Below are 20441 nucleotides of genomic sequence, written 5' to 3'. Positions count from 1 at the left end.
AGGTGGATGAGGTTATCGGCTATTACTCTTTTGTCTTTGGGATTGATATGCAGTTAGTGCTAGGTATGTCTATCCAGGAAGCTGAGGAGATGGCAAGTCTGAAAGTGGCTATCGAGGCTTGGAAGCATAGTGAGTAGAAAGGAGGTCAAATGGCAAAACAAAGCGAAGTAAAGGTGACCTATAAGGTCTTAAATTCTGAATTTAACAAGGGAATATCAGAAATGAATTCTAAGATAACGTCGTTGAATAAAGAATTTAGACTGCAACAGGAGCAAATGCGTCTGACTGGTAGCGAGACTGATAAGCTAGAATCAAAGCTGAATAAATTGACCTCTGAGTACTCAATCGCCCAAGAGAAGACTAGGTTAGTTGAGCAAGGACTAAAAGAAGTCACGAAGGCTACTGGCGAAAACTCTAAGGAAACTCAGACGTGGACCAATAAGCTACTGGATGCTAAGCGGAACGAAGAGTATCTGAAAAATGCGATTGAACAGACTAAGCAGGCTTTGGATAAAGAACGTGAGGCTACAAGTCAATCTGCTCGTGCTTCTCAAGAACGAAAGGAGAAGTTATCTGCACTAAAGTCTGAGCAGGACCGACTGGCCGATTCCGCGGATAAAATAAAAGCCAAGTATGATTTGGAGCGGTCAGCTCTTGGGAACAATGCCAAGGAATCTGAATTGCTTAAAATCAAGAAAAAAGAACTTGCTGAACAGATGAAAAATACTGGCCAGCAGGTTGAAAATCTTGAAAGGCAATTAGAACTAGCTAAGGCTGAGTATGGTGAAAGCAGTAGAGAAGTAGATAAACTTGAGAAGGAACTACTTGAATCAAAGAAGGCTTTTCAAGATTATGCTAATGAGGCTAAGAAGGCTGACGACTCTATCGGTCGTTTTGCTGATAAGGCAAAGAGTTTAGGTAGTAAATTAACCTCTGTTGGTCAAGGATTGACAATGGGGCTGACTGTCCCAATCGTAGCAGGTGCTGGTATAGCTATTAAGGCTGCGAGTGATTTTGAATCTGCATTTGCAGGCGTTATGAAGACCAATGATGAGGTTGTGGATGCTAACGGCAAGGTCGTCATCAGCTATGACGATTTGCGCACTGGCATTCGCAACATGGCCAAGGAAATTCCTGCGAGTACTACGGAAATCTCCGCGGTTGCAGAAGCTGCAGGGCAATTAGGGATTAAGACGGAGAATGTCTTAGACTTTACTCGTGTTATGATTGATATGGGGCAGTCGACCAACTTGTCAGCCGAAGAGGCAGCCAACTCCATGGCTCGATTAGCCAATATCACTCAAATGCCTCAAGATAAATTTGATGAATTGGGTTCCACCATTGTATCTCTTGGTAACAACTTTGCGACTACTGAATCAGAGATTTTGGAGATGGGCTTACGTCTAGCTGGTACTGGTAATCTTGTAGGTCTGACTGAAGCTCAAATCATGGGTTTAGCTGCCGCTATGTCATCTGTTGGTATCAATGCAGAGGCTGGTGGTTCTGCAATGAGTCGTATCATGCAAAAAGTCAATACGGCGGTTCTTGAGGGTGGTGAGTCGGTCGAGAGCTTCGCTGCTATTGCCGGCACAAGCGCGGAGGAATTTGCACAGATGTGGAAAGAACGCCCTCAAGACGCTATTGTTGCCTTGGTCAAAGGTCTTGGTCGTGTTAAAGACGAAGGAGGAAATGTCACAGGTACTTTGAAAGACCTTGGACTTGAATCCGTTAACGAAATTGATGCGATGCAGCGGTTAGCAGGCGCAGGCGAACTACTTGAAACTGCATTTAGAAAATCTGGTGAAGCGTGGGCAGAAAATACTGCTTTGTCAGAAGAAGCTCAGAAACGCTATGAAACTTTTGAAAGTAAGCTCCAGATTGTCAAAAATAAACTAACTGATATTGCTATCGAATTTGGTGGACCTTTAATGGAGGCAGCTGCGGATGTGTTAGATGCCTTGGAGCCGCTGTTTAACTTCTTAGGTGATTTGGCCACTGGCTTTGCAAATCTTCCGCAACCAATGCAGCAAGTCATTATGGTTATTGGTGGCATTATGGCTGCGCTTGGTCCGTTATTGATCTTTATTGGTCAGGTTGCAACGGGTATTGGCTCTATAGCAGGCTTATTTGCTCAAGGGGGAATTTTCGCTGGTGTCATTCCTTGGATAACGGGAACGCTATTGCCTGCATTGGGTAGTATAGTTACTGCGATTGTATCGTGGCCAGTGCTGATAGGTGCTGCATTAGTAGCTTTAGTGGCAGTTGTCGTCATATATTGGGATGAGATTGTCGCATGGGTTGGACAAGCTTGGGAAAAGATTAAAGAATTTTTCGCTCCAATCGGAGAATGGTTTGCGGAGAAGTGGGCAAGCGTAAAAGAGGCTACAGTTCAGTTATGGACAGAATTAACTACATGGTTATCGGAAACGTGGACATCTTTTATGGAGGGGTCTAAAGTACTGTGGGATGGATTAGTTAACATCTTTACATTTGCGTGGCTGTTGGTAAAAGAGGCTTTTAACATCGCATGGCTTGCTATTGAAACACCTCTACGATTGGCATGGGAGATATTCTGGGCATTTACTCAGGAATTTTGGACAGGGATTGCTACATGGTTTTCTCAACTATGGGACACCATCAAAAATGCTGTTTCAAGTGTTTGGGATGCTATTAGTAGCTATCTTACTAGTGTCTGGACAACTATTTCAAACAAGGCCACAGAAGTTTGGTCTGCTATCAAAAAATGGATGGAAGACACCTGGACAGCCGTTTCTAGTAAAGTCATCGAAATTTGGACTCAAATTTCAGGATACCTAACCGGCGTATGGACTGCTATTTCTGGTAAAGTTGCCGAAATTTGGAATAGCATTAGGTCTAAAATCTCAGAAGCTTGGTCTGCTGTATCAAGTACGACTGCTCAAATTTGGAGCAATATAAGCTCTCAAATTTCTAGTATTTGGAATGGTATCAAAACAAACATTGCCCAAGTCGTCGATAATATTTGTAATTCGATTGCCAACGGATTTAATGCTGCCAAGAATAGTGCTGTTAATATTTTCAACGGCATACGAGACTCCATTAGTCGTGCCATTAATGGTGCTAAGGATGCTGTCGGAAATGCTATTAATACCATGAAGAGTTTCTTCAACTTTTCTTGGAGTTTACCTAAAATCCAACTTCCGCACTTAAGAGTTAGCGGTAGTTTTAGTCTTAATCCGCCTAGAGTGCCTAACTTTGACATTAAATGGTACAAATCTGGTGGTATTATGACTGATCCTGTTGCGTTTGGTCGAAACGGAAACAATCTAATGGTTGGAGGAGAAGCTGGACCAGAGGCTATTTTGCCGTTAACTGATAAAGTGCTAGGTAAAATTGGTCAAGCACAAGCGAAGGCGAGTGGCATGGCTGGCAATACTGTCCATGTCACTAACTATGTGACAATGAATGCCACTGTTGATAGTGATTATGGTACAGACCACTTTTTTGATAAGGTGGATAAGTGGATTGCTGACAAGAGCGATATCCATAATTTCTCTACGGGAGGTGTTGCTTAAAAATGAAGTGCTGAGAGGATGAATCTGAGCACTTCTATTTTTTTTGAAAGGAGACTTATGCTTAAAACGTTATTAGACGGCTCATTTCCAGATAGTTTGAAGTGTTGTTTAGCAACTCGACCTGTTATTCCTAGCCCGGAAATGGAGTATGAAGATATTTCTATTCCAGGTAGGGATGGTTCGTTGACGAGGGAGTTGGGGTACAAGAATATTCCTATTGAATGTGAATACAATATGCTGGAAGAGGTCAATATCAAGAGTCTAGTAAGGGCTGTCAAGGGTTTCATTGTCGGGAAAAAGACTTTGCGTTTTTCGGATGATGATGTGTATTACAAAATCAAAAAAATCCAGTTTTCAGACATTGAGAACGAGGTGGCAGAGTATGGTCGGTTCACAGTTACGTTTGAGTGTGATCCGTTTCAATACGCTTTGAACAGTAGTGTTTCATTGGTAAATGGTCAATCTTTTCAAAATATAGGGACTTATCGTTCCAAGCCTTATCTGCAGGTATTTGGTTCTGGTACGTTGACGGTGAATGGCAAGTCCATTATTTTGCGTGATGTTGGTGACTATATCGAACTTGATAGCGATTTACAGAATGCTTATAGAGGGAATGTAGATATGAATCAAAATATGGTTGGAGAATTTCCCGAATTTGTGCCCGGTACCAACAGGGTGTCTTGGTCAGGAAATATCACTAAGGTTATTTGTGAAGGGAGGTGGCGGTATATATGATTTGTTTGTATGCGGCTGATGAAAGTCTTTTTGAACATAATGGATTAGGGATATTAGATAATGACTTGAAAAAGTGTCATGTTGAAGAGGTGTTAAACAATCTGTATACTTTGACAGCTCAATATCCACTTTGGGCAAAATTTGGCAAGTCGATTCGCAATGGGATGATCATCAAGGCTCCCACTCCAAATGGTGACCAGTTGTTTCGAATTTATCAGTCTAAGCCGTCAATGGGAATGCTAGAAATACATGCTTTTCATATTTTCTATGACTTAGCTTTCAACTTTGTAGAGGATACCAATATTGTATCTAAGAGTGGTCAAGCATGGTTACAACAATTGTCTCAGAATACACAGTACAGTCATCCTTTTACTTTTTTTAGTGATATTTCCGCGGTAGCAGGGTCTAGGGTAGTTCGTAAGAACTGTGTAGAGATTTTGCTGAATACGTCGTTGGATAATTCCTTTGTCAACCGATTTGGCGGTGAGATTCTTCGTGATAATTTTAATGTCTATTTTAATCGAGCAATTGGAGAAAATAGAGGTTTTAAAATCCGTCACAAGAAGAACCTCAAAGGCTATACTGCTAACATTGATGACAAATCGGTCATCACTCGGATCATGCCTATTGGTTTTGATGGACTTTTGTTGCCAGAAAAATATGTTGATAGTCCTCGGATTAGTGACTATCCTTTTCCAAGAATTGGAAAAGTTGAGGTTGATGTAAAGGCTGCAGTTGGTGAAAATACAGATGCAAAAGATGCTATTCCTCTGAATGAAGCCTATACCAAAATGCGCGCATTAATCAAAGAGCAATTTGGTGTTATTGATGTTCCCACCTGTTCCTATGAGGTCGACTTTGTTGAATTGTCAACAACTAAGGAATATGCTGATTTCCAAAACCTTGAAACTGTTCGAATTGGCGATACGGTAACGGTCAGTCATGATGAGGATGGGTTCTATGTAGAAGCTAAGGTAATCCGTTATGAGTATGACAGTTTGGCAGGTAGATTGTTGAGGATTGAGGCTGGACAGTTTGAGTCTAGAAGTAGTAACAACTCTATCAACCAACAGAGAAGCATCGAGCAACAACTCGAAGACGTAAAGATAGAAACTAGCAACATGGTGCAGGTCGCTGCAAACGGAAAGAACACGATTTATCGTGGAGTAGACAGACCTACAAATGCTAATGTAGGTGATTTGTGGTATGAGCCCCTTGAAAACTCCGTTGTATTGAAACAATGGTCCGGTGTAGATTGGGAGTTGATTCCAATTAGCGATCAGAATTTAGGAAATGTCAACGTAAACAATTTGAGTGGTAACCATATTGATGTTCGTCGTTTTCGCATCTCATCTGGAGATAGGGACATTTTGTACGTTAATGAGGCTGGCGAGGTTATATTAAACGCTAAGCGGATTCAGATAGATTTTACGGATGTTGCCACTAAAACTGATTTGCAAGAAATTGAATTGACTCCTGGTCCGCAAGGAGCACCTGGAGTCGGGATTACTTCTACAGTAATTACTTATGCTCGTTCAACTTCAGGAACTTCAGCTCCTACTTCAGGATGGACTTCAGAGGTTCCGAGCGTTCCAGCAGGAGAATTTCTTTGGACTAAAACTATTTGGAATTATAGCGACTCTACTAGCGAGACTGGATATTCTGTAGCTAGAATGGGAGCAGACGGTACAGGTCTTTTAACTACTTGGACTTTTTATAAGTTATCCAATTCAACTTCGGCTCCTCAAGTCGTTCCTATCGGCCCCTCTACTAACTTAGGTCATTTAGGGCCTAATAATGCTTGGGCTCCTTATAAGGAGTTGAGCGGAGGAGCGGAAGGATGGAGTACGATTGATTTTGATAAAATTGCAAAATCAGATATTATTCCCGATAGACCTTTTACTTGGTATTTAGAGGCGAGTTTTGATGGAGTTTCAAACTTCAATGGCTCAACTGATTTTAATATCAGGTTTGAAAACTGGTATGTCAACTCATCTGGAGCAGCTGTTTATAACTCATTAGGCATTCGTGATTTTATCGCTTCCAATTTTTCGGCGACAAATGATACTACTGTCAATAACTATTTCAGTCAATCCATTACTTGGACGGTTCCTAGAGAAGTTTATGATGCTATCCCTGAAGGAGGCTTCCTCAACCTTCGTATTAGGATTGACCGATTCACTAAACTCTCATATCGTGCTAAAAATTCCTACGTCACTTATGGAACAGTTCCTAGTGACTTTACTCAAAGAGGATTAGGGAACTATTCAACATATGGATGGAAAGCTAGTCCTGAAGCAGTGACTCAAGCATTGCCTTACTTATGGATATATCAAATTCATTTCTACGATAATGGCAGAGAGGTAGCGATTCCTCCTACACTTATTGGGACGCAAGGAGCAGATGGGCGTACATCGTACATTCATTGGGCTTATTCTGATAATGCTGATGGTACAGGCTTGACTTCATCTGACAATGGTCAGCGATATATTGGGCACTATTCTGACTATATGCAAGAAGATAGTACAGATAAAACTAAGTATCGTTGGGCGGATAGATGGGCTAAGATTGAGGCAGGAAATGGAAACTTACTGAGATGGACAACAGTGAGTTCCGAAAATCTTAAATACTTTATAAAATCTGATAGTGCTACATTATCTATCGAACATAAAGAAGGTAAAAATGCCTACAAGATAGCTATTGCAAACTCAGTTCCCAACACAGGCAACGGCGCATTTTTTAACTCTAATGAAAATCCTGATGGTCAAGGACCTACTTTTAACTTATATCCAAATTGTAGATATACTTTTACTTTTTCTGTTTGGAGTTCAGTATCTATCCCATTTAACTATGGTTCTTTAGGACATCATCAAGTGATTGGGAGTTCGAATGTCTCAGGTGATATAGCCCATCAACATAGAGACGCAAGCTGGAGTGTAAGTTCTATCAAGCAGGGAGAATGGCAAAGAGTATCTTATTCATTTACGGCTATATCCCTTTCCTACTTCCGTCCATTCTTCGGGACGAAAGATAATGTTTCGCAGATTCGAATTACCTATGACCGAATTGCTATGTATTCTGCGGGTAAAGAAGTCATGTATATAAGCCAAGGTGTCATCCATATTGACAATGGTGTATTTACAAAATCACTTCAAATTGGAAGATTTAGAACTGAACAGCATCAAACTAACCTTGACATAAATGTATGTCGCTATGTAGGATAGAAAGGAAAGTATCAAATGGCAAAATTTAGTGGTGCAAGCGGTTCGCTATATTTAAATGTATATATTGAACCAGGAGCACCGAATTACGCAAATAATACTACTGTCGTCAATTGGCGAATAACTGTAAGTCGTACAGGTGCATATTATACATATAACCATCAAGGAGATAGTACCCTCAGCCTAGACCTAAACGGTGGTAGAGTACATACGTCAAACCCGACATGGCAAACGTCGGGTGAAGAATTTCAAATGGCTAGTGGTTCAACTACGGTTGGACATAATGCAGACGGTACTAAGAGCTTCGGGTTTTCAGCGACGTTCAATCCTAACAACGGTTTGCATGGAGTTATCACAGTATCAGGAAATATTACTCTACAAACTATTCCTCGTTCAAGCTCAATTTCATTTTCAACAGGTACAATTGGAAGCCCTCTTGCTATTACCGTAAATAGAGCTGCTAGTTCATTCACTCATACTTTGAGATGGGCATGGGGAAATCGTTCAGGGACGATAGCTTCCGGAGTGACTACTTCAGCTTCGTGGACTATTCCCATGGATTTCTGTAATGAAATTCCTAATAATATTTCAGGAAGCGGAACTATATTCGTTGATACTTATTCAGGCTCAACTTTAATAGGTACTCAGTCTAAGCAATTCACTGCAGATGTTCCAAGTTCAGTCATTCCCTCATTTATGGGAATTACACTAGAAGACCAAAATTCAACTGCTAAATCATTGCTAACTGGAAATACTTTCGTCCAAATCATGTCAAATATTAAAGTAACTTTTAATGGCGCAGCAGGTGCTTATGGGTCAACCATAAAAGGATTTAGGGCGGAAGTTTTGAACAAGGATATAATTCTTACATCAAATGGCGGAACTCTAGGTCCAATGGATTTCAATGGAACTGCCACTATTAGAGCATCCGTTACTGATAGCCGAGGAAGAGTTAGTGCTACAAAAGATGTAACTATTACATTGCTTGAATATTATGCTCCAGCGGTATCCATTCAAGTTCTAAGAACTCGGGAAAATCCTAATAAACTTCAAGTCCTGCGAACAATTAAGGTTGCTCCTTTGACTTTTAATAACTTAAATAAAAATAGTACGAAATTAGTATTTGAAGTTGCTCCATTAGGAAGTACCTCATTCGTAGTTGATAATGGGGCAGCAGGAGGAGAATGGACTACTATATTCACTTTGACTAATAGCGAGGCGAATTTAGGCGGAACTTATGACTCAACTACATCCTGGATTGTACAAGCTAAAATCAGTGATAAGTTCACTGCTTCTAATCCTACTATTGCTTCAGCTACTGTAGGAACTGAGAAAGTGATTAATGCCTGCGATAAGGACGGAAGATTTGGAGTAGGAAAAATTCCTGAATTAGGTCCAGCAGGCTCATTGGATGTAGCAGGGAATATTTATGCTGGTGGTAAGCAGATACAGCAACATCAGTTGACTAGTAATACAGGCCGTTCGCCTTACAACTCGGCACTTGATTTAAATACTAAAACCATAAATGAGTTTTTTTCATGTAACAATCCTAAAAATGGACCTACTATAGGAAGTGGAAATGATGGATTTTATATTGCAGTGTACTCGGAATCAGATAATTATCTATCGCAAACAGCAATCCAAAAAAACTCTGGTCGTATGTTTACTCGTACTCGCGACACCGGTACTTGGACTCCTTGGATAGAATATGCAACAACTGACCATCCCATGCTACAAGAAAAGCCTATCAAGACTATTACGCAAGATATGCCATACGGACTGAATGCCACCTTAACAAGGAAAGACAATCTAGTTACAGTCACACTTAATAGACGAATTACAAATATTGATGTATTCGAATATCGTGAGATGGTGGAAACTATCCCGAGTGGATATAGACCTACGGCAGAAGTTCATATGGTTATTGTTCCAAATGCAGGGATATATTCAAAAGTACCATCTATATTGCATTTTGCAACTGATGGAAAAATTATGTTTACCAACGGAACTGGTGGAAATCATGTGTGGACTGGAACAGTTACATATATCACTAATGACCCTTACCCAAGTTAACATTTAATTTAAAGGAGAAAAAATATGTTAAAAATCAATAAAACAAGACAAACTGTAGCTGAATTTTTTGTTATCGAAGATGGAGTTGAAAAATTAGTCAAAACGACTACCATCAATACAGATAACAATGCAGTATCTACTATATACGAGTCATTATATAATGCAGAATTATATGCTAAACATCGTACGGCTATGCGAGCAGATGAAAATGCACTTCGGGAATTACGATATAAAATTGAAGACGATATTTTAGCCGACTCAGTTGCGGAGGCTAGCAATGTTGTAAATGAATAAAGAGGTATAAATATATGCCCGCTGAGCCAAATTCATTCGTTGATTTAATTCGTGCCGTAGCTCCCGTAGCAGGAACATTCCTGACGACTGTAGGCGGGATTGCTATTGCTAAAATTGGGTCAAATAATAATAAAGAATTAACTACCATGAATAATCGTTTAGATGTTTTACAGAATACCGCCGAAGAAATTAAAGAAGTAAGAACTGAACTGGATACTTTAAAAAATAGCAGTCGCTCAAGTCGGCGATATACTCTATTTAAAGATTTAGAACACGCTATCGGTAGAGGCTACACTACTTTAGAAGAACGTAGGGAGATTGCCAAACTATTTGAATGTTATCAAGTTTTAGGCGGAAATGGAGAAATCCAAACGATGTATGAAATTTTCACTCAATTACCTATTAAGGAGGTATAATTATGAATATCCAAGAAATGCTTTTAACTACACTAACTTCATTTACAGGAATTATCATTCTTGTAATCGTGAGAACGGTCAAGGAATATCTTTTGCGAAAAGGAGGAGCAGCAGCAGTAAGGACTCTTGAAATTGTAGCAAATCATGCAGTTCAAGCAGTTGAACAACTTGCTAAAGACCCTGAGGTCGAATTACATGGAGAGCAGAAATTAGAATTGGCTAAAGAAAAAGTTCGGGATGAACTAGCTAAGTATAATTTTTATTTCACTGATGAGCAGTTGAATACCTTCCTCGAGGCAGCAGTTCATTCTATGAACTCAGCTTGGAAGGGAGAATAATTATGGCTCTAAATATGGAACAAGCTATCGCCTGGATGGAAGCTAGACGAGGAAAAGTTACTTACTCAATGGATTATCGCAATGGTCCAAATAGCTACGACTGTTCAAGCGCAGTTTATTATGCACTTTTGTCGGCTGGAGCTATCTCAGCAGGATGGGCAGTAAATACTGAATATGAGCATGACTGGCTACTAAAAAATGGCTTTAAACTCATTGCAGAAAATTCAGTTTTTGCTGCTCAGCGAGGAGATATTTTTATATGGGGCAAGCGAGGTCAATCAGCGGGAGCTGGAGGACATACAGGAATATTTGTAGATTCTAACAATATTATCCATTGTAATTGGGCAAGAAATGGAATTACAGTTGACGGCTATTTAGATATTGCTCGCTCATCTGGTAGTAAATATTACTACATCTACCGACCCTCTGGACAATCAGCAGTATCTAGCTCAACTGCAGGGAAATCCATTGACCAATTGGTACAGGAAACTCTTGCTGGGAAATACGGAAACGGAGATCAGCGGAAAGCAAGTCTTGGCAATCAATATGAGGCTGTTATGGCAGTCATCAATGGCAAAACTACGGCAAGTCAAAAGACTGTTGACCAACTGGCTCAAGAGGTAATCGCTGGCAATCATGGCAACGGTGAGGCTCGTAAAAAGTCGCTCGGTAGTCAATATGAGGCAGTTCAAAAACGAGTGACGGAATTGCTCAAAAAACAGCCCTCTGAGCCATCTAAGGTTCAAGAGGTAAAACAGACCGTCACGGATGTCGGTCAGTCTGACAAAATCGAAGTCAACATTGATGGGATTGAAATTTCGATCAATGGAATCAAGTATACAATTTCCAAAAAACCAGTTTAAGATAAGACGCAGAAAGCCTTTAGGAGAAAATCCTATGGGCTTTTTTTGTTGCCTTCGTGACGGATATTTTGTAAAATTGCCGTTTTTGCGGATATAAACAAGACCCTATTTGCATTTAGGGTCTGACTATACATTTTTTATTAGATAAGGTCTTGTTTAAAAGGCATTCGTCCGAAATTCGTCCGAAATTATTTTCAAACTTAACCGAAATTATCATGACGGAAAATCAAAAAAGCCCGAAAAATCGGGCTTTGCGTTTGGTTAATTCCTGTTAATACAGGTACTGAAAGGCGGTAGACGGATTTGAACCGACGATCAAGCTTTTGCAGAGCCGTGCCTTACCACTTGGCTATACCGCCATAACAGAAACTATTTTACCGAAAAAAATGCCATACGTCAAGTGGAAATCCTTGTCAAAAGTGAAAAAATTTGGTATGATAATAGAGTTGCTGTAGCAACAAATACTCATCTCGAACCAATTGTGACCCTGTTGCCGTAAGGTTGGGTTGCAAGTCGAAGTTTGGGAGAGGAGAAAAAACAAAAAGGAGAAATACTCATGGCAGTAATTTCAATGAAACAACTTCTTGAGGCTGGTGTACACTTCGGTCACCAAACTCGTCGCTGGAATCCTAAGATGGCTAAGTACATCTTCACAGAACGTAACGGTATCCACGTTATCGACTTGCAACAAACTGTAAAATTGGCTGACCAAGCATACGACTTCATTCGTGATGCTGCAGCAAACGACGCAGTTATCTTGTTCGTAGGTACTAAAAAACAAGCTGCTGAAGCTGTTAAAGACGAAGCTATCCGCGCTGGTCAATACTACATCAACCACCGTTGGTTGGGTGGAACTCTTACAAACTGGGGTACAATCCAAAAACGTATCGCTCGTTTGAAAGAAATCAACCGCATGGAAGAAGATGGAACTTTCGAAGTCCTTCCTAAGAAAGAAGTAGTATTGTTGAACAAACAACGTGCACGTCTTGAAAAATTCTTGGGCGGTATCGCTGACATGCCACGCATTCCAGATGTAATGTTCGTTGTTGACCCACATAAAGAGCAAATCGCTGTTAAAGAAGCTAAGAAATTGGGTATCCCAGTTGTAGCGATGGTTGACACAAACACAGATCCAGATGATATTGATGTAATCATCCCAGCTAACGATGACGCTATCCGTGCTGTTAAATTGATCACAGCTAAAATGGCTGACGCAATCATCGAAGGCAACCAAGGTGAAGACAGCGTTGTAGCAGTTGAAGCTGAATTGGCAGCTGAGCCAGCATCTACAGAATCAATCGAAGAATTGGTTGAAGTTGTAGAAGGTAAATAAGTAACGAAGGCATTAAGAAAAGTGTTAGATTTATCTAAATTTTAGCTTTTTAGTCTGAGTACACTCTACATCATTTATCAAACACAAAAACAATCCTAGAGGGGCAGGGCTAAGCCCGCTCCTCTATTTTATAAATACAAACAAGGAGAATAGACATGGCAGAAATTACAGCAGCTCTCGTTAAAGAATTGCGTGAAAAATCAGGTGCTGGCGTTATGGACGCTAAAAAAGCATTGGTTGAAACTGAAGGTGATATCGAAAAAGCGATTGAATTGCTTCGTGAAAAAGGTATGGCTAAGGCAGCTAAGAAAGCTGACCGTGTAGCAGCTGAAGGTTTGACAGGTGTTTACGTTGACGGTAACGTTGCAGCAGTTATTGAAGTGAATGCTGAAACTGACTTTGTTGCGAAAAACGCTCAATTCGTTGAATTGGTAAACACTACTGCTAAAGTAATTGCAGAAGGTAAACCAGCTGACAACGAAGCAGCTCTTAAATTGACTATGCCTTCAGGTGAAACCCTTGAAGAAGCATACGTAAATGCAACTGCAACAATCGGTGAGAAAATCTCATTCCGTCGCTTTGCTTTGGTTGAAAAAACAGATGCTCAAGCATTTGGTGCATACCAACACAATGGTGGCCGTATCGGTGTTATCTCAGTTGTTGATGGTGGTGACGAAACTCTTGCAAAACAAATCTCAATGCACATTGCTGCAATGAAACCAACTGTTCTTTCTTACACTGAATTGGATGAGCAATTTGTTAAAGATGAGTTGGCAAAAATCAACCACAAGATCGAACAAGACAACGAAAGCCGTGCAATGGTTGACAAACCAGCATTGCCATTGTTGAAATACGGTTCAAAAGCTGAATTGACTGACGAAGTGATTGCAGCAGCTGAAGAAGCTATCAAAGCAGAATTGACAGCTGAAGGCAAACCAGAAAAAATCTGGGACAAAATCATCCCAGGTAAAATGGATCGCTTTATGTTGGACAATACTCAAGTTGACCAAGCTTACACACTTCTTGCTCAAGTTTACATCATGGACGACAGCAAAACAGTTGAAGCTTACTTGAACTCAGTGAACGCTTCTGTTGTAGAATTTGCTCGTTTCGAAGTGGGTGAAGGTATCGAGAAAGCTTCAAACGACTTTGAAGCAGAAGTTGCAGCTACTATGGCAGCAGCTCTTGGTAAATAATCATATATAGAAGAACTTCCGACAGGGAGTTCTTTTTGTAAAATCGGTCTTAGGGCTGATGAATGAATAGGTTGAATGTGCTATACTAATATCAATCCTTAATATTTTTCACATCTCCTTACAAAAGCACCGGTCGTCTGGCCGGTGCTTTTGTCGTTCTTTTAATCTTGTATAAACGCTGTAATTTCTTTTTCTGTCATACTAGAGTCGCAACGGACTTGGACACCGTCTGCTTTTGCGACGAGGAGTCCAGGGACCGTAGGAACTTGGTAGTGGTCGCGTAGGGCTTGGAGTTCAGGGCTGGCTTGACTAGAGTCGAGGAAGTGAATAGGTACTTGCTCCTCTTTGGCTACCTTATGTAGTTTTGGCGCGAACCGATTGCAGTAAGGGCAGGTTGCGCGTCCGATAAAGAGGATGGCTCCCTCTTTTGCTGAAAGCAAAGTTTGGGCCTGCTCCACGTCAATTGTAATAAAATCTTGAATATACGTTTTGAAATCCATTGTCTGCTCCTTTTTCTTTCTATTATAAAGAATTTTAGGATTAATTTCAAAAATCGACTACGATCGACACTGTTGCTTTTACTTTAAAAAAATCTATTTTTACGGTATAATGGTCAAAGAATGTCAAAGAAAATCAAAGAAAGAGGCGATACTATGGTGATGAAAAATACATCGGATTATATCGAGGAACATATCAAGGCCATTCTAGATCAAGTCAGTGTTGCTGTATTGCGTCGGAGTGAATTGGCCAGTCGATTTGAAGTGGTTCCGAGTCAGATTAACTATGTTATCAAAACACGATTTACTGCAAGCCGTGGCTACATTGTAGAAAGTAAGCGTGGCGGAGGAGGGTATATTCGTATTGGTAGGATTACCTTCTCGGACAAACATGAATTGGTACATGACCTAATAAAAAATATGGGTGAGCAATTATCAACAACGGTATTTGCTGATATATTACAATTGTTGTTTGATGAAGGCTTGATGACAGAACGCGAAGGAAATTTGTTTTTAGCAACGGGTTCCGACGATGTCTTGGGGAAAGATGCGGATAAAATTCGAGCGCGAATGATGCTGCAACTACTCCGTCATTTAGATAGGAAAGAGGATTAATTTTCATGAAAATTTCAACAGGCTTACAACGGGTTTTTGAAGATGCTCAGTTGATTGCCCAACGATATGCATGCGATCATTTAGAAACGTGGCATATTTTGCTAGCATTTGTCATCAATCACGATACGGTAGCTGGTGCTGTTTTGGCAGAATACCCAATGAGTATTTCAGATTTCGAACATGCTACTTTTGTTGTTACAGAAAAAGTATACCGTGAAGAATTGGATAAATTTAATATTCTACCCTCCTCAAAGAGATTAGACGATACAGCTCAGTTCGCTAGAAAGATTGCAGAAGTCGTTAAGGCAAAAGAATTAGGAAGCGAGCATTTGTTTCAGGCAATGCTGTTAGACAAACGTTCAACCGCAAGTCAAATTCTAGATAAAGTAGGTTTTCATTTTGAAGAGATAGAAGATGAATTCCGTTTTGTTGATTTACGTAAAAACTTAGAGTATCGTGCAGGGTTCACCAAAGAGGATTTGAAAGCTATCCGTAGCGTGATGAAAGGTGGAAAGGCTAAAACAGCAAGTGTAGGTCAAATGATGGGCATGCCACCAACTGCTCAAAGTGGTGGATTGGAGGATTATACACGAGATTTGACAGCCTTAGCTCGCGAGGGGAAAATTGAACCTGTTATTGGTCGCGATGCTGAAATTTCACGGATGATTCAAATTCTATCACGTAAAACGAAGAACAATCCTGTTTTGGTTGGCGATGCAGGTGTTGGAAAAACAGCACTAGCATTAGGTCTTGCTCAGCGTGTTGCAGAAGGAAATGTTCCTGTCAGTTTAGCAAAGATGCGTGTTTTGGAACTTGATTTGATGAATGTTATTGCAGGAACTCGTTTCCGTGGTGACTTTGAAGAGCGGATGAATAATATCATCAATGATATTGAAGAAGATGGTCAGGTTATCCTCTTTATCGATGAATTACATACTATTATGGGGTCGGGTTCGGGAATTGATTCAACCTTAGATGCTGCCAATATTCTCAAACCGGCCTTGGCTCGAGGGACCCTACGCACTGTTGGTGCAACGACACAGGATGAATACCAAAAGCATATTGAAAAAGATGCTGCCCTGGTCCGTCGTTTTGCCAAAGTGACCATTGAAGAGCCGACAGTTGAGGACAGTATTGCCATTTTGACCGGGCTTAAAGGGACTTTTGAAAAATACCATAGGGTCCGTATTGGAGATGCGACTGTTGAGACAGCTGTGACTTACGCCAAGAGGTATCTGACTAGTAAAAACTTGCCAGACTCAGCAATTGACTTGTTAGATGAAGCCAGTGCAACGGTACAAAATAGAGTGAAAGGGCAGGTTGAAGAAACAGGTCTTTCAACTATTGATAAAGCTTTGATGGCTGGAAAATACAAGACTGTCAGTAAGCTCTTAATCAAGACTACAGAAAAGAATCTGTTGAGTCAAAACGATGACTTAGAAGTGACAGAAGATGACATTTTGGAAACACTTAGTCGCTTATCAGGTATCCCAGTAGCCAAGCTCAGCCAATCAGATACTAAGAAGTACCTGAATCTGGAAAAAGAATTGCACAAACGTGTGATTGGGCAGGAAGAAGCTATTTCTGCCGTTAGTAGAGCTATCCGCCGTAATCAGTCGGGGATTCGGACAGGTCGCAGACCGATTGGTTCCTTTATGTTCTTAGGACCAACTGGTGTCGGTAAGACTGAGCTTGCTAAAGCCTTGGCAGAGGTTCTCTTTGATGATGAATCTGCTCTTATCCGTTTTGATATGTCTGAGTATATGGAGAAATTTGCGGCCAGCCGTCTCAATGGAGCGCCTCCAGGCTATGTTGGCTATGAAGAAGGTGGCGAATTAACAGAAAAAGTTCGTAATAAACCTTATTCTGTTCTTCTTTTTGACGAGGTTGAAAAGGCTCATCCAGATATTTTCAATGTTCTCTTGCAGGTCTTGGATGACGGTGTCTTGACCGATAGTAAGGGTCGTAAGGTTGATTTCTCCAATACAGTCATTATCATGACATCAAACTTGGGGGCAACAGCTCTTCGCGATGACAAGACCGTTGGGTTTGGTGCGGCTGATCTGTCCAAAGACCACAAGGAAGTGGAGAAACGCATTTTTGAAGAATTGAAAAAGACCTATCGTCCTGAATTTATCAACCGTATCGATGAAAAGGTAGTCTTCCACAGCTTGACAGAATCCGATATGTTGGATGTTGTCAAAGTGATGGTGAAGCCATTGATTGTGGTTGCCGCGAGCAAGGGAATCCTCCTAAAATTCCAACCATCAGCCCTCAAATTGTTGGCCAAAGAAGGCTACGATCCAGAAATGGGTGCTCGCCCTCTTCGTCGGTTGCTCCAAACAAAATTGGAAGACCCGATGGCAGAAATGCTTTTGCGTGAAGATCTTGGAGCAGGTATGGTTCTGAAAGTGGGTGTCAAAGGTAACCAACTCAAATTTGAGAGTGTGAATGAATAGTTAGTAAAGAAACGGGGTAACCTGTTTCTTTTTATAAAACCTTTTTATAAAAAACTATAAAAACATCTTGACAGCTTGTGTGGGAAGAGGTATGATAGAAAATATAAAAAAATATAAAAAGGTTGTCTATGAAAAAAACAGTTGCAGTTGTCTTTGGAACTTTTGCACCCATGCATAAGGGTCATATTGATTTGATTCAGCGGGCCAAGCGAGAAAATGATCGAGCGGTGGTTATCGTTTCTGGTTATGACCAGGACCGAGGACATCAGATTGGCCTCGGTTTGCAGAAGCGTTTCCGCTATATCCGTGAAACCTTCAACGACGAGCCTTTAGTATCCGTCTTTAAGTTGGATGAGACAGGTATGCCCCCTTATCCAGAAGGGTGGACACCTTGGTTAGAAGCCCTGCAGGCCTTGGTGGCGATTAAGGAGGATGAAGAGCTCGTTTTCTACGTTTCAGAAAAAGAGTATGCAGAGGAATTGCGGTCACGGGGCTATCTGGCTTCCTTCACGGAGCGAAATTTTGGGATTTCTGCGACTCTGATTCGAGAAAATCCTGCCAAGTACTGGAATTCCATCGCCAAGCCCTTCCGACGTCATTTTTCTAAGAATGTCTTGGTGGTCGGCTCTGCTTCAAATGGAAAAACCACGCTGGTGCGGGATTTGGGTCGTTATTATTCCTGTCCTGTTTCGCTGGAATATGCTCGCTACTACCAACAACGCTTTAATGTGCGTGATGATGAGTTGACAGGCAAGGACTACAACTATCTCTTGACGGGCCAGTATCGCCAGACCTCAGATCTGATTGACTCGGATACCAATCGTGGTCTGGTCATTGCGGATACCAATGCGACCGTGACAGAAGCCTACTACGACTACTACATCGGCGAAACTTCCAGTTCTTTCCACTCGCTCTGTGGTGATACAGTTAAGAATGAAAAATGGGATCTGATTATCTTTGTTCTACCGACAGGCTCTTATGTGGATGACGGTTTTCGGGATATGACCATGGCTGACGCTGACATTCGCAATGCCTTCACCGAACATTTGAAAGAACTGGTTGTTAAAAATCACCCGCAAACCCAGTTGACTTATATCGGTGGGGATTATGCAGAAAATTATGCCAAGGCCATTCAGTTGATCGATGGCATCTATCAGGAATATTAGGAGGAAGATATGAATCAATTGTTCCAACGATTCGAAGGAATGAAGACAGCTGTGAAGCAGGTGCCGGAAAATATGGCTGCAATTGCAAATAGGGCAAGGAAACTGGGCCTACTTGGGGTCCTGCAGGCAATTATGGCGGACCTGTTTCAAGGGCGGACGCTCTTTCAATGGTGCTACTTACTGGCCCTGTCTAGTGTGCCGATTGTATTAGAATTTACCAATGGTGCTGCCAATCATGACTGGGTTGGACTTTTTACCTCCTGGACGGGTATTGTCTGCGTGATTATGGTGGCGGAAGGTCGTGCTAGTAACTACTTTTTTGGTCTTCTAAATAGTGTGATTTACTTTGCCCTCTCCTATCAAAATATGTTTTATGGAGAAGTGATGACAGCTATCTTTTTCATTGTCATGCAGCCAGTTGGACTTTATGTTTGGTTGACTGCCCGTGTTAATGGAGTAGCGGAAGAGGAGGATACGGAATTTGAGGCACGTAAGTTGGACTGGAAGGGCTGGATCAAATGGCTGGGCTTCACTCTACTGGTTTGGGCAAGTTTTGGCTTGATTTATCAATCGGTTGGTTCGGCTCGTCCATTCCGTGACTCCATCACAGACGGGACCAACTGGACGGGTCAATTTTTGATGACCTATCTTTATCGTGAACAGTGGATTTTCTGGATTGCGACCAATCTCTTCTCTATCTATCTCTGGTGGGGGACTTCTCTTCACATGCAAGCCATGTACTGGGTTTATGCCTTGAACAGTGCGGTCGGTTGGTACCAATGGTCTAAGTCTATAAAAGAGGGGCAGGTGGCTCAAAATGGCTAGGCCTGCTGGTCTATCAGACAAGGAATATTATGAAAAATATGCGACGGAAGAAGAGTTCTTAATCTGGTATATGCAACAAGATTTGCCACGTTTTGAAAAGCCGAGTGTTACGGCTGATATGGTGGTCTATAGTTTTGTCCAGGGTCGAATAAAGCTCCTCTTGATTCGGCGGGCTACTCATCCTTGTCAACACAAACTCTCCTTGGTCGGTGGTTTTATTGCCAGAGGCGAGGATGCCTACCAGACCTGCCAGCGTGAGATAAAAAAAGAAGCAGGATTGGATTTGCCCCGTAGCCATATAGAGCAACTCGTAACAGTCTCCAACCCTGAGCGGGATCCTAGGGGCTGGATGATGACCATTGCCCACTTGGTTTACCTGCCTAGCCAAGCTTTGGACCTGGTCAAGCCAGGGCCAGATGGCAGGGAGCCGATTGTGATCGATGTGGATTTCAAGACTTCGCAGTGTTCTTATGAGGGTCAGGTCTTGACGGCAGAGGATTTTGCCTTTGACCATTACGAGATTGTCATGACTTCTATCCAGCGGATTCAGGGACGGATGAAGTGGAATCCAACCTTTCTCAATCTCCTGCAGCAGCCCTTTAACATCTACGCTGCGACAGACTTGGTCAATCTTATCTCACCCGACAAAAAAATCCTCCACAATAATTTCCTAGCTAAGTATGGCGACTTTGTGGAAGAAGTTGGAGTGGAACGCTTGCCCAAGCGCAAACCTAGAAAAACCTACCGTTTGAAAGAAAGTTCATCAAATAGATAAAGAAGAGGCTGGGCAAAAACTAGCCAGTAAATAAAAAACACAGATAGATTCAAGCTGATTTTGATGAAATTCAGCCGAACT

General features: G+C 41.4%; 16 protein-coding genes, 1 tRNA gene and 1 pseudogene. 16 read left to right on the top strand and 2 right to left on the bottom strand.

The window, feature by feature from the left end:
• Positions 1-2: 2 nt before the first annotated feature.
• The 9 genes and pseudogenes from ACPC58_RS01705 to ACPC58_RS01665 form a co-directional block, all read left to right on the top strand.
• Positions 3-137, top strand: coding sequence for a hypothetical protein (locus ACPC58_RS01705; RefSeq protein WP_256787638.1), 135 nt, complete (start codon positions 3-5; stop codon positions 135-137).
• Positions 138-149: 12 nt separating this feature from the next.
• The gene (locus ACPC58_RS01700; RefSeq protein WP_434065051.1) at positions 150-3554 is read left to right on the top strand and encodes a phage tail tape measure protein; all 3405 of its coding nucleotides are present in this window, start codon (positions 150-152) and stop codon (positions 3552-3554) included.
• Between the two features lie 57 nt (positions 3555-3611).
• The gene (locus ACPC58_RS01695) at positions 3612-4289 is read left to right on the top strand and encodes a phage tail domain-containing protein (RefSeq protein WP_434065050.1); all 678 of its coding nucleotides are present in this window, start codon (positions 3612-3614) and stop codon (positions 4287-4289) included.
• Entirely contained in the window at positions 4286-7513 is a 3228-nt protein-coding gene (locus ACPC58_RS01690; protein WP_434065049.1) for a phage tail spike protein, read from the top strand. The genes ACPC58_RS01695 and ACPC58_RS01690 overlap by 4 nt, the downstream gene beginning before the upstream one ends.
• Positions 7514-7528: 15 nt before the next feature.
• Entirely contained in the window at positions 7529-9583 is a 2055-nt protein-coding gene (locus tag ACPC58_RS01685) for a DUF859 family phage minor structural protein (RefSeq protein WP_434065048.1), read from the top strand.
• Positions 9584-9607: 24 nt separating this feature from the next.
• Positions 9608-9877: a hypothetical protein gene (locus ACPC58_RS01680; RefSeq protein ID WP_434065047.1), complete on the top strand. Its 270-nt coding sequence runs from the start codon at positions 9608-9610 to the stop codon at positions 9875-9877.
• Positions 9878-9891: 14 nt separating this feature from the next.
• Positions 9892-10293: a hypothetical protein gene (locus ACPC58_RS01675; RefSeq protein ID WP_434065046.1), complete on the top strand. Its 402-nt coding sequence runs from the start codon at positions 9892-9894 to the stop codon at positions 10291-10293.
• 2 nt (positions 10294-10295) lie between these two features.
• Entirely contained in the window at positions 10296-10631 is a 336-nt protein-coding gene (locus ACPC58_RS01670) for a phage holin (RefSeq protein ID WP_434065045.1), read from the top strand.
• Between the two features lie 2 nt (positions 10632-10633).
• A pseudogene (locus tag ACPC58_RS01665) lies at positions 10634-11491 on the top strand (peptidoglycan amidohydrolase family protein); the annotation flags it as partial.
• 291 nt (positions 11492-11782) lie between these two features.
• Here the strand turns inward: ACPC58_RS01665 and ACPC58_RS01660 are convergent.
• A tRNA-Cys gene (locus ACPC58_RS01660) sits at positions 11783-11853 on the bottom strand.
• Between the two features lie 197 nt (positions 11854-12050).
• Here ACPC58_RS01660 and rpsB point away from each other — a divergent pair.
• Together rpsB and tsf are read left to right on the top strand one after the other, a co-directional pair.
• Positions 12051-12827, top strand: coding sequence for a 30S ribosomal protein S2 (gene rpsB, locus ACPC58_RS01655; protein WP_171989595.1), 777 nt, complete (start codon positions 12051-12053; stop codon positions 12825-12827).
• Between the two features lie 155 nt (positions 12828-12982).
• Entirely contained in the window at positions 12983-14023 is a 1041-nt protein-coding gene (gene tsf, locus ACPC58_RS01650) for a translation elongation factor Ts (RefSeq protein WP_217374556.1), read from the top strand.
• A 161-nt stretch (positions 14024-14184) separates the two neighbouring features.
• On the opposite strand, the gene ACPC58_RS01645 is transcribed toward tsf, so the two are convergent.
• Positions 14185-14523 carry a thioredoxin domain-containing protein gene (locus ACPC58_RS01645; protein ID WP_130554180.1) on the bottom strand — a complete coding sequence of 113 codons (339 nt, stop codon included), beginning with the start codon at positions 14521-14523 and terminating at the stop codon, positions 14185-14187.
• Positions 14524-14676: 153 nt separating this feature from the next.
• Between ACPC58_RS01645 and ACPC58_RS01640 the strand changes: the two genes are divergently transcribed.
• The 5 genes from ACPC58_RS01640 (at position 14677) to ACPC58_RS01620 (ending at position 20360) form a co-directional block, all read left to right on the top strand.
• The gene (locus ACPC58_RS01640; protein ID WP_277844352.1) at positions 14677-15135 is read left to right on the top strand and encodes a CtsR family transcriptional regulator; all 459 of its coding nucleotides are present in this window, start codon (positions 14677-14679) and stop codon (positions 15133-15135) included.
• A 5-nt stretch (positions 15136-15140) separates the two neighbouring features.
• Entirely contained in the window at positions 15141-17594 is a 2454-nt protein-coding gene (locus ACPC58_RS01635; protein WP_434065044.1) for an ATP-dependent Clp protease ATP-binding subunit, read from the top strand.
• A gap of 128 nt (positions 17595-17722) precedes the next feature.
• The gene (locus ACPC58_RS01630; protein WP_434065043.1) at positions 17723-18760 is read left to right on the top strand and encodes an AAA family ATPase; all 1038 of its coding nucleotides are present in this window, start codon (positions 17723-17725) and stop codon (positions 18758-18760) included.
• A 9-nt stretch (positions 18761-18769) separates the two neighbouring features.
• The gene (pnuC, locus tag ACPC58_RS01625; protein WP_434065042.1) at positions 18770-19585 is read left to right on the top strand and encodes a nicotinamide riboside transporter PnuC; all 816 of its coding nucleotides are present in this window, start codon (positions 18770-18772) and stop codon (positions 19583-19585) included.
• Positions 19578-20360 (top strand): NUDIX domain-containing protein, encoded by a 783-nt coding sequence (locus ACPC58_RS01620; RefSeq protein WP_434065041.1) that lies wholly within the window; start codon positions 19578-19580, stop codon positions 20358-20360. Before pnuC ends, ACPC58_RS01620 begins: the two co-directional genes overlap by 8 nt.
• Positions 20361-20441: the final 81 nt, after the last annotated feature.

The organism is Streptococcus sp. VTCC 12905 (genome assembly GCF_049893385.1).
In the GTDB taxonomy this organism is placed as follows: Bacteria; Bacillota; Bacilli; order Lactobacillales; family Streptococcaceae; genus Streptococcus; species Streptococcus suis_AA.
The sequence above is the reverse complement of the archived record's forward strand: the minus strand, read 5'-3'. Positions and strand labels throughout refer to the sequence as shown.

Excerpts from the sequence above, each read along its gene's own strand:
- ACPC58_RS01690 (WP_434065049.1), top strand. The coding sequence starts at position 4,286 with ATGATTTGTTTGTATGCGGCTGATGAAAGTCTTTTTGAACATAATGGA.
- ACPC58_RS01685 (WP_434065048.1), top strand. The coding sequence starts at position 7,529 with ATGGCAAAATTTAGTGGTGCAAGCGGTTCGCTATATTTAAATGTATAT.
- pnuC (WP_434065042.1), top strand. The coding sequence starts at position 18,770 with ATGAATCAATTGTTCCAACGATTCGAAGGAATGAAGACAGCTGTGAAG.
- rpsB (WP_171989595.1), top strand. The coding sequence starts at position 12,051 with ATGGCAGTAATTTCAATGAAACAACTTCTTGAGGCTGGTGTACACTTC.
- tsf (WP_217374556.1), top strand. The coding sequence starts at position 12,983 with ATGGCAGAAATTACAGCAGCTCTCGTTAAAGAATTGCGTGAAAAATCA.
- ACPC58_RS01630 (WP_434065043.1), top strand. The coding sequence starts at position 17,723 with ATGAAAAAAACAGTTGCAGTTGTCTTTGGAACTTTTGCACCCATGCAT.
- ACPC58_RS01640 (WP_277844352.1), top strand. The coding sequence starts at position 14,677 with ATGGTGATGAAAAATACATCGGATTATATCGAGGAACATATCAAGGCC.
- ACPC58_RS01695 (WP_434065050.1), top strand. The coding sequence starts at position 3,612 with ATGCTTAAAACGTTATTAGACGGCTCATTTCCAGATAGTTTGAAGTGT.
- ACPC58_RS01680 (WP_434065047.1), top strand. The coding sequence starts at position 9,608 with ATGTTAAAAATCAATAAAACAAGACAAACTGTAGCTGAATTTTTTGTT.
- ACPC58_RS01675 (WP_434065046.1), top strand. The coding sequence starts at position 9,892 with ATGCCCGCTGAGCCAAATTCATTCGTTGATTTAATTCGTGCCGTAGCT.
- ACPC58_RS01635 (WP_434065044.1), top strand. The coding sequence starts at position 15,141 with ATGAAAATTTCAACAGGCTTACAACGGGTTTTTGAAGATGCTCAGTTG.
- ACPC58_RS01670 (WP_434065045.1), top strand. The coding sequence starts at position 10,296 with ATGAATATCCAAGAAATGCTTTTAACTACACTAACTTCATTTACAGGA.
- ACPC58_RS01700 (WP_434065051.1), top strand. The coding sequence starts at position 150 with ATGGCAAAACAAAGCGAAGTAAAGGTGACCTATAAGGTCTTAAATTCT.
- ACPC58_RS01645 (WP_130554180.1), bottom strand. The coding sequence starts at position 14,523 with ATGGATTTCAAAACGTATATTCAAGATTTTATTACAATTGACGTGGAG.
- ACPC58_RS01620 (WP_434065041.1), top strand. The coding sequence starts at position 19,578 with ATGGCTAGGCCTGCTGGTCTATCAGACAAGGAATATTATGAAAAATAT.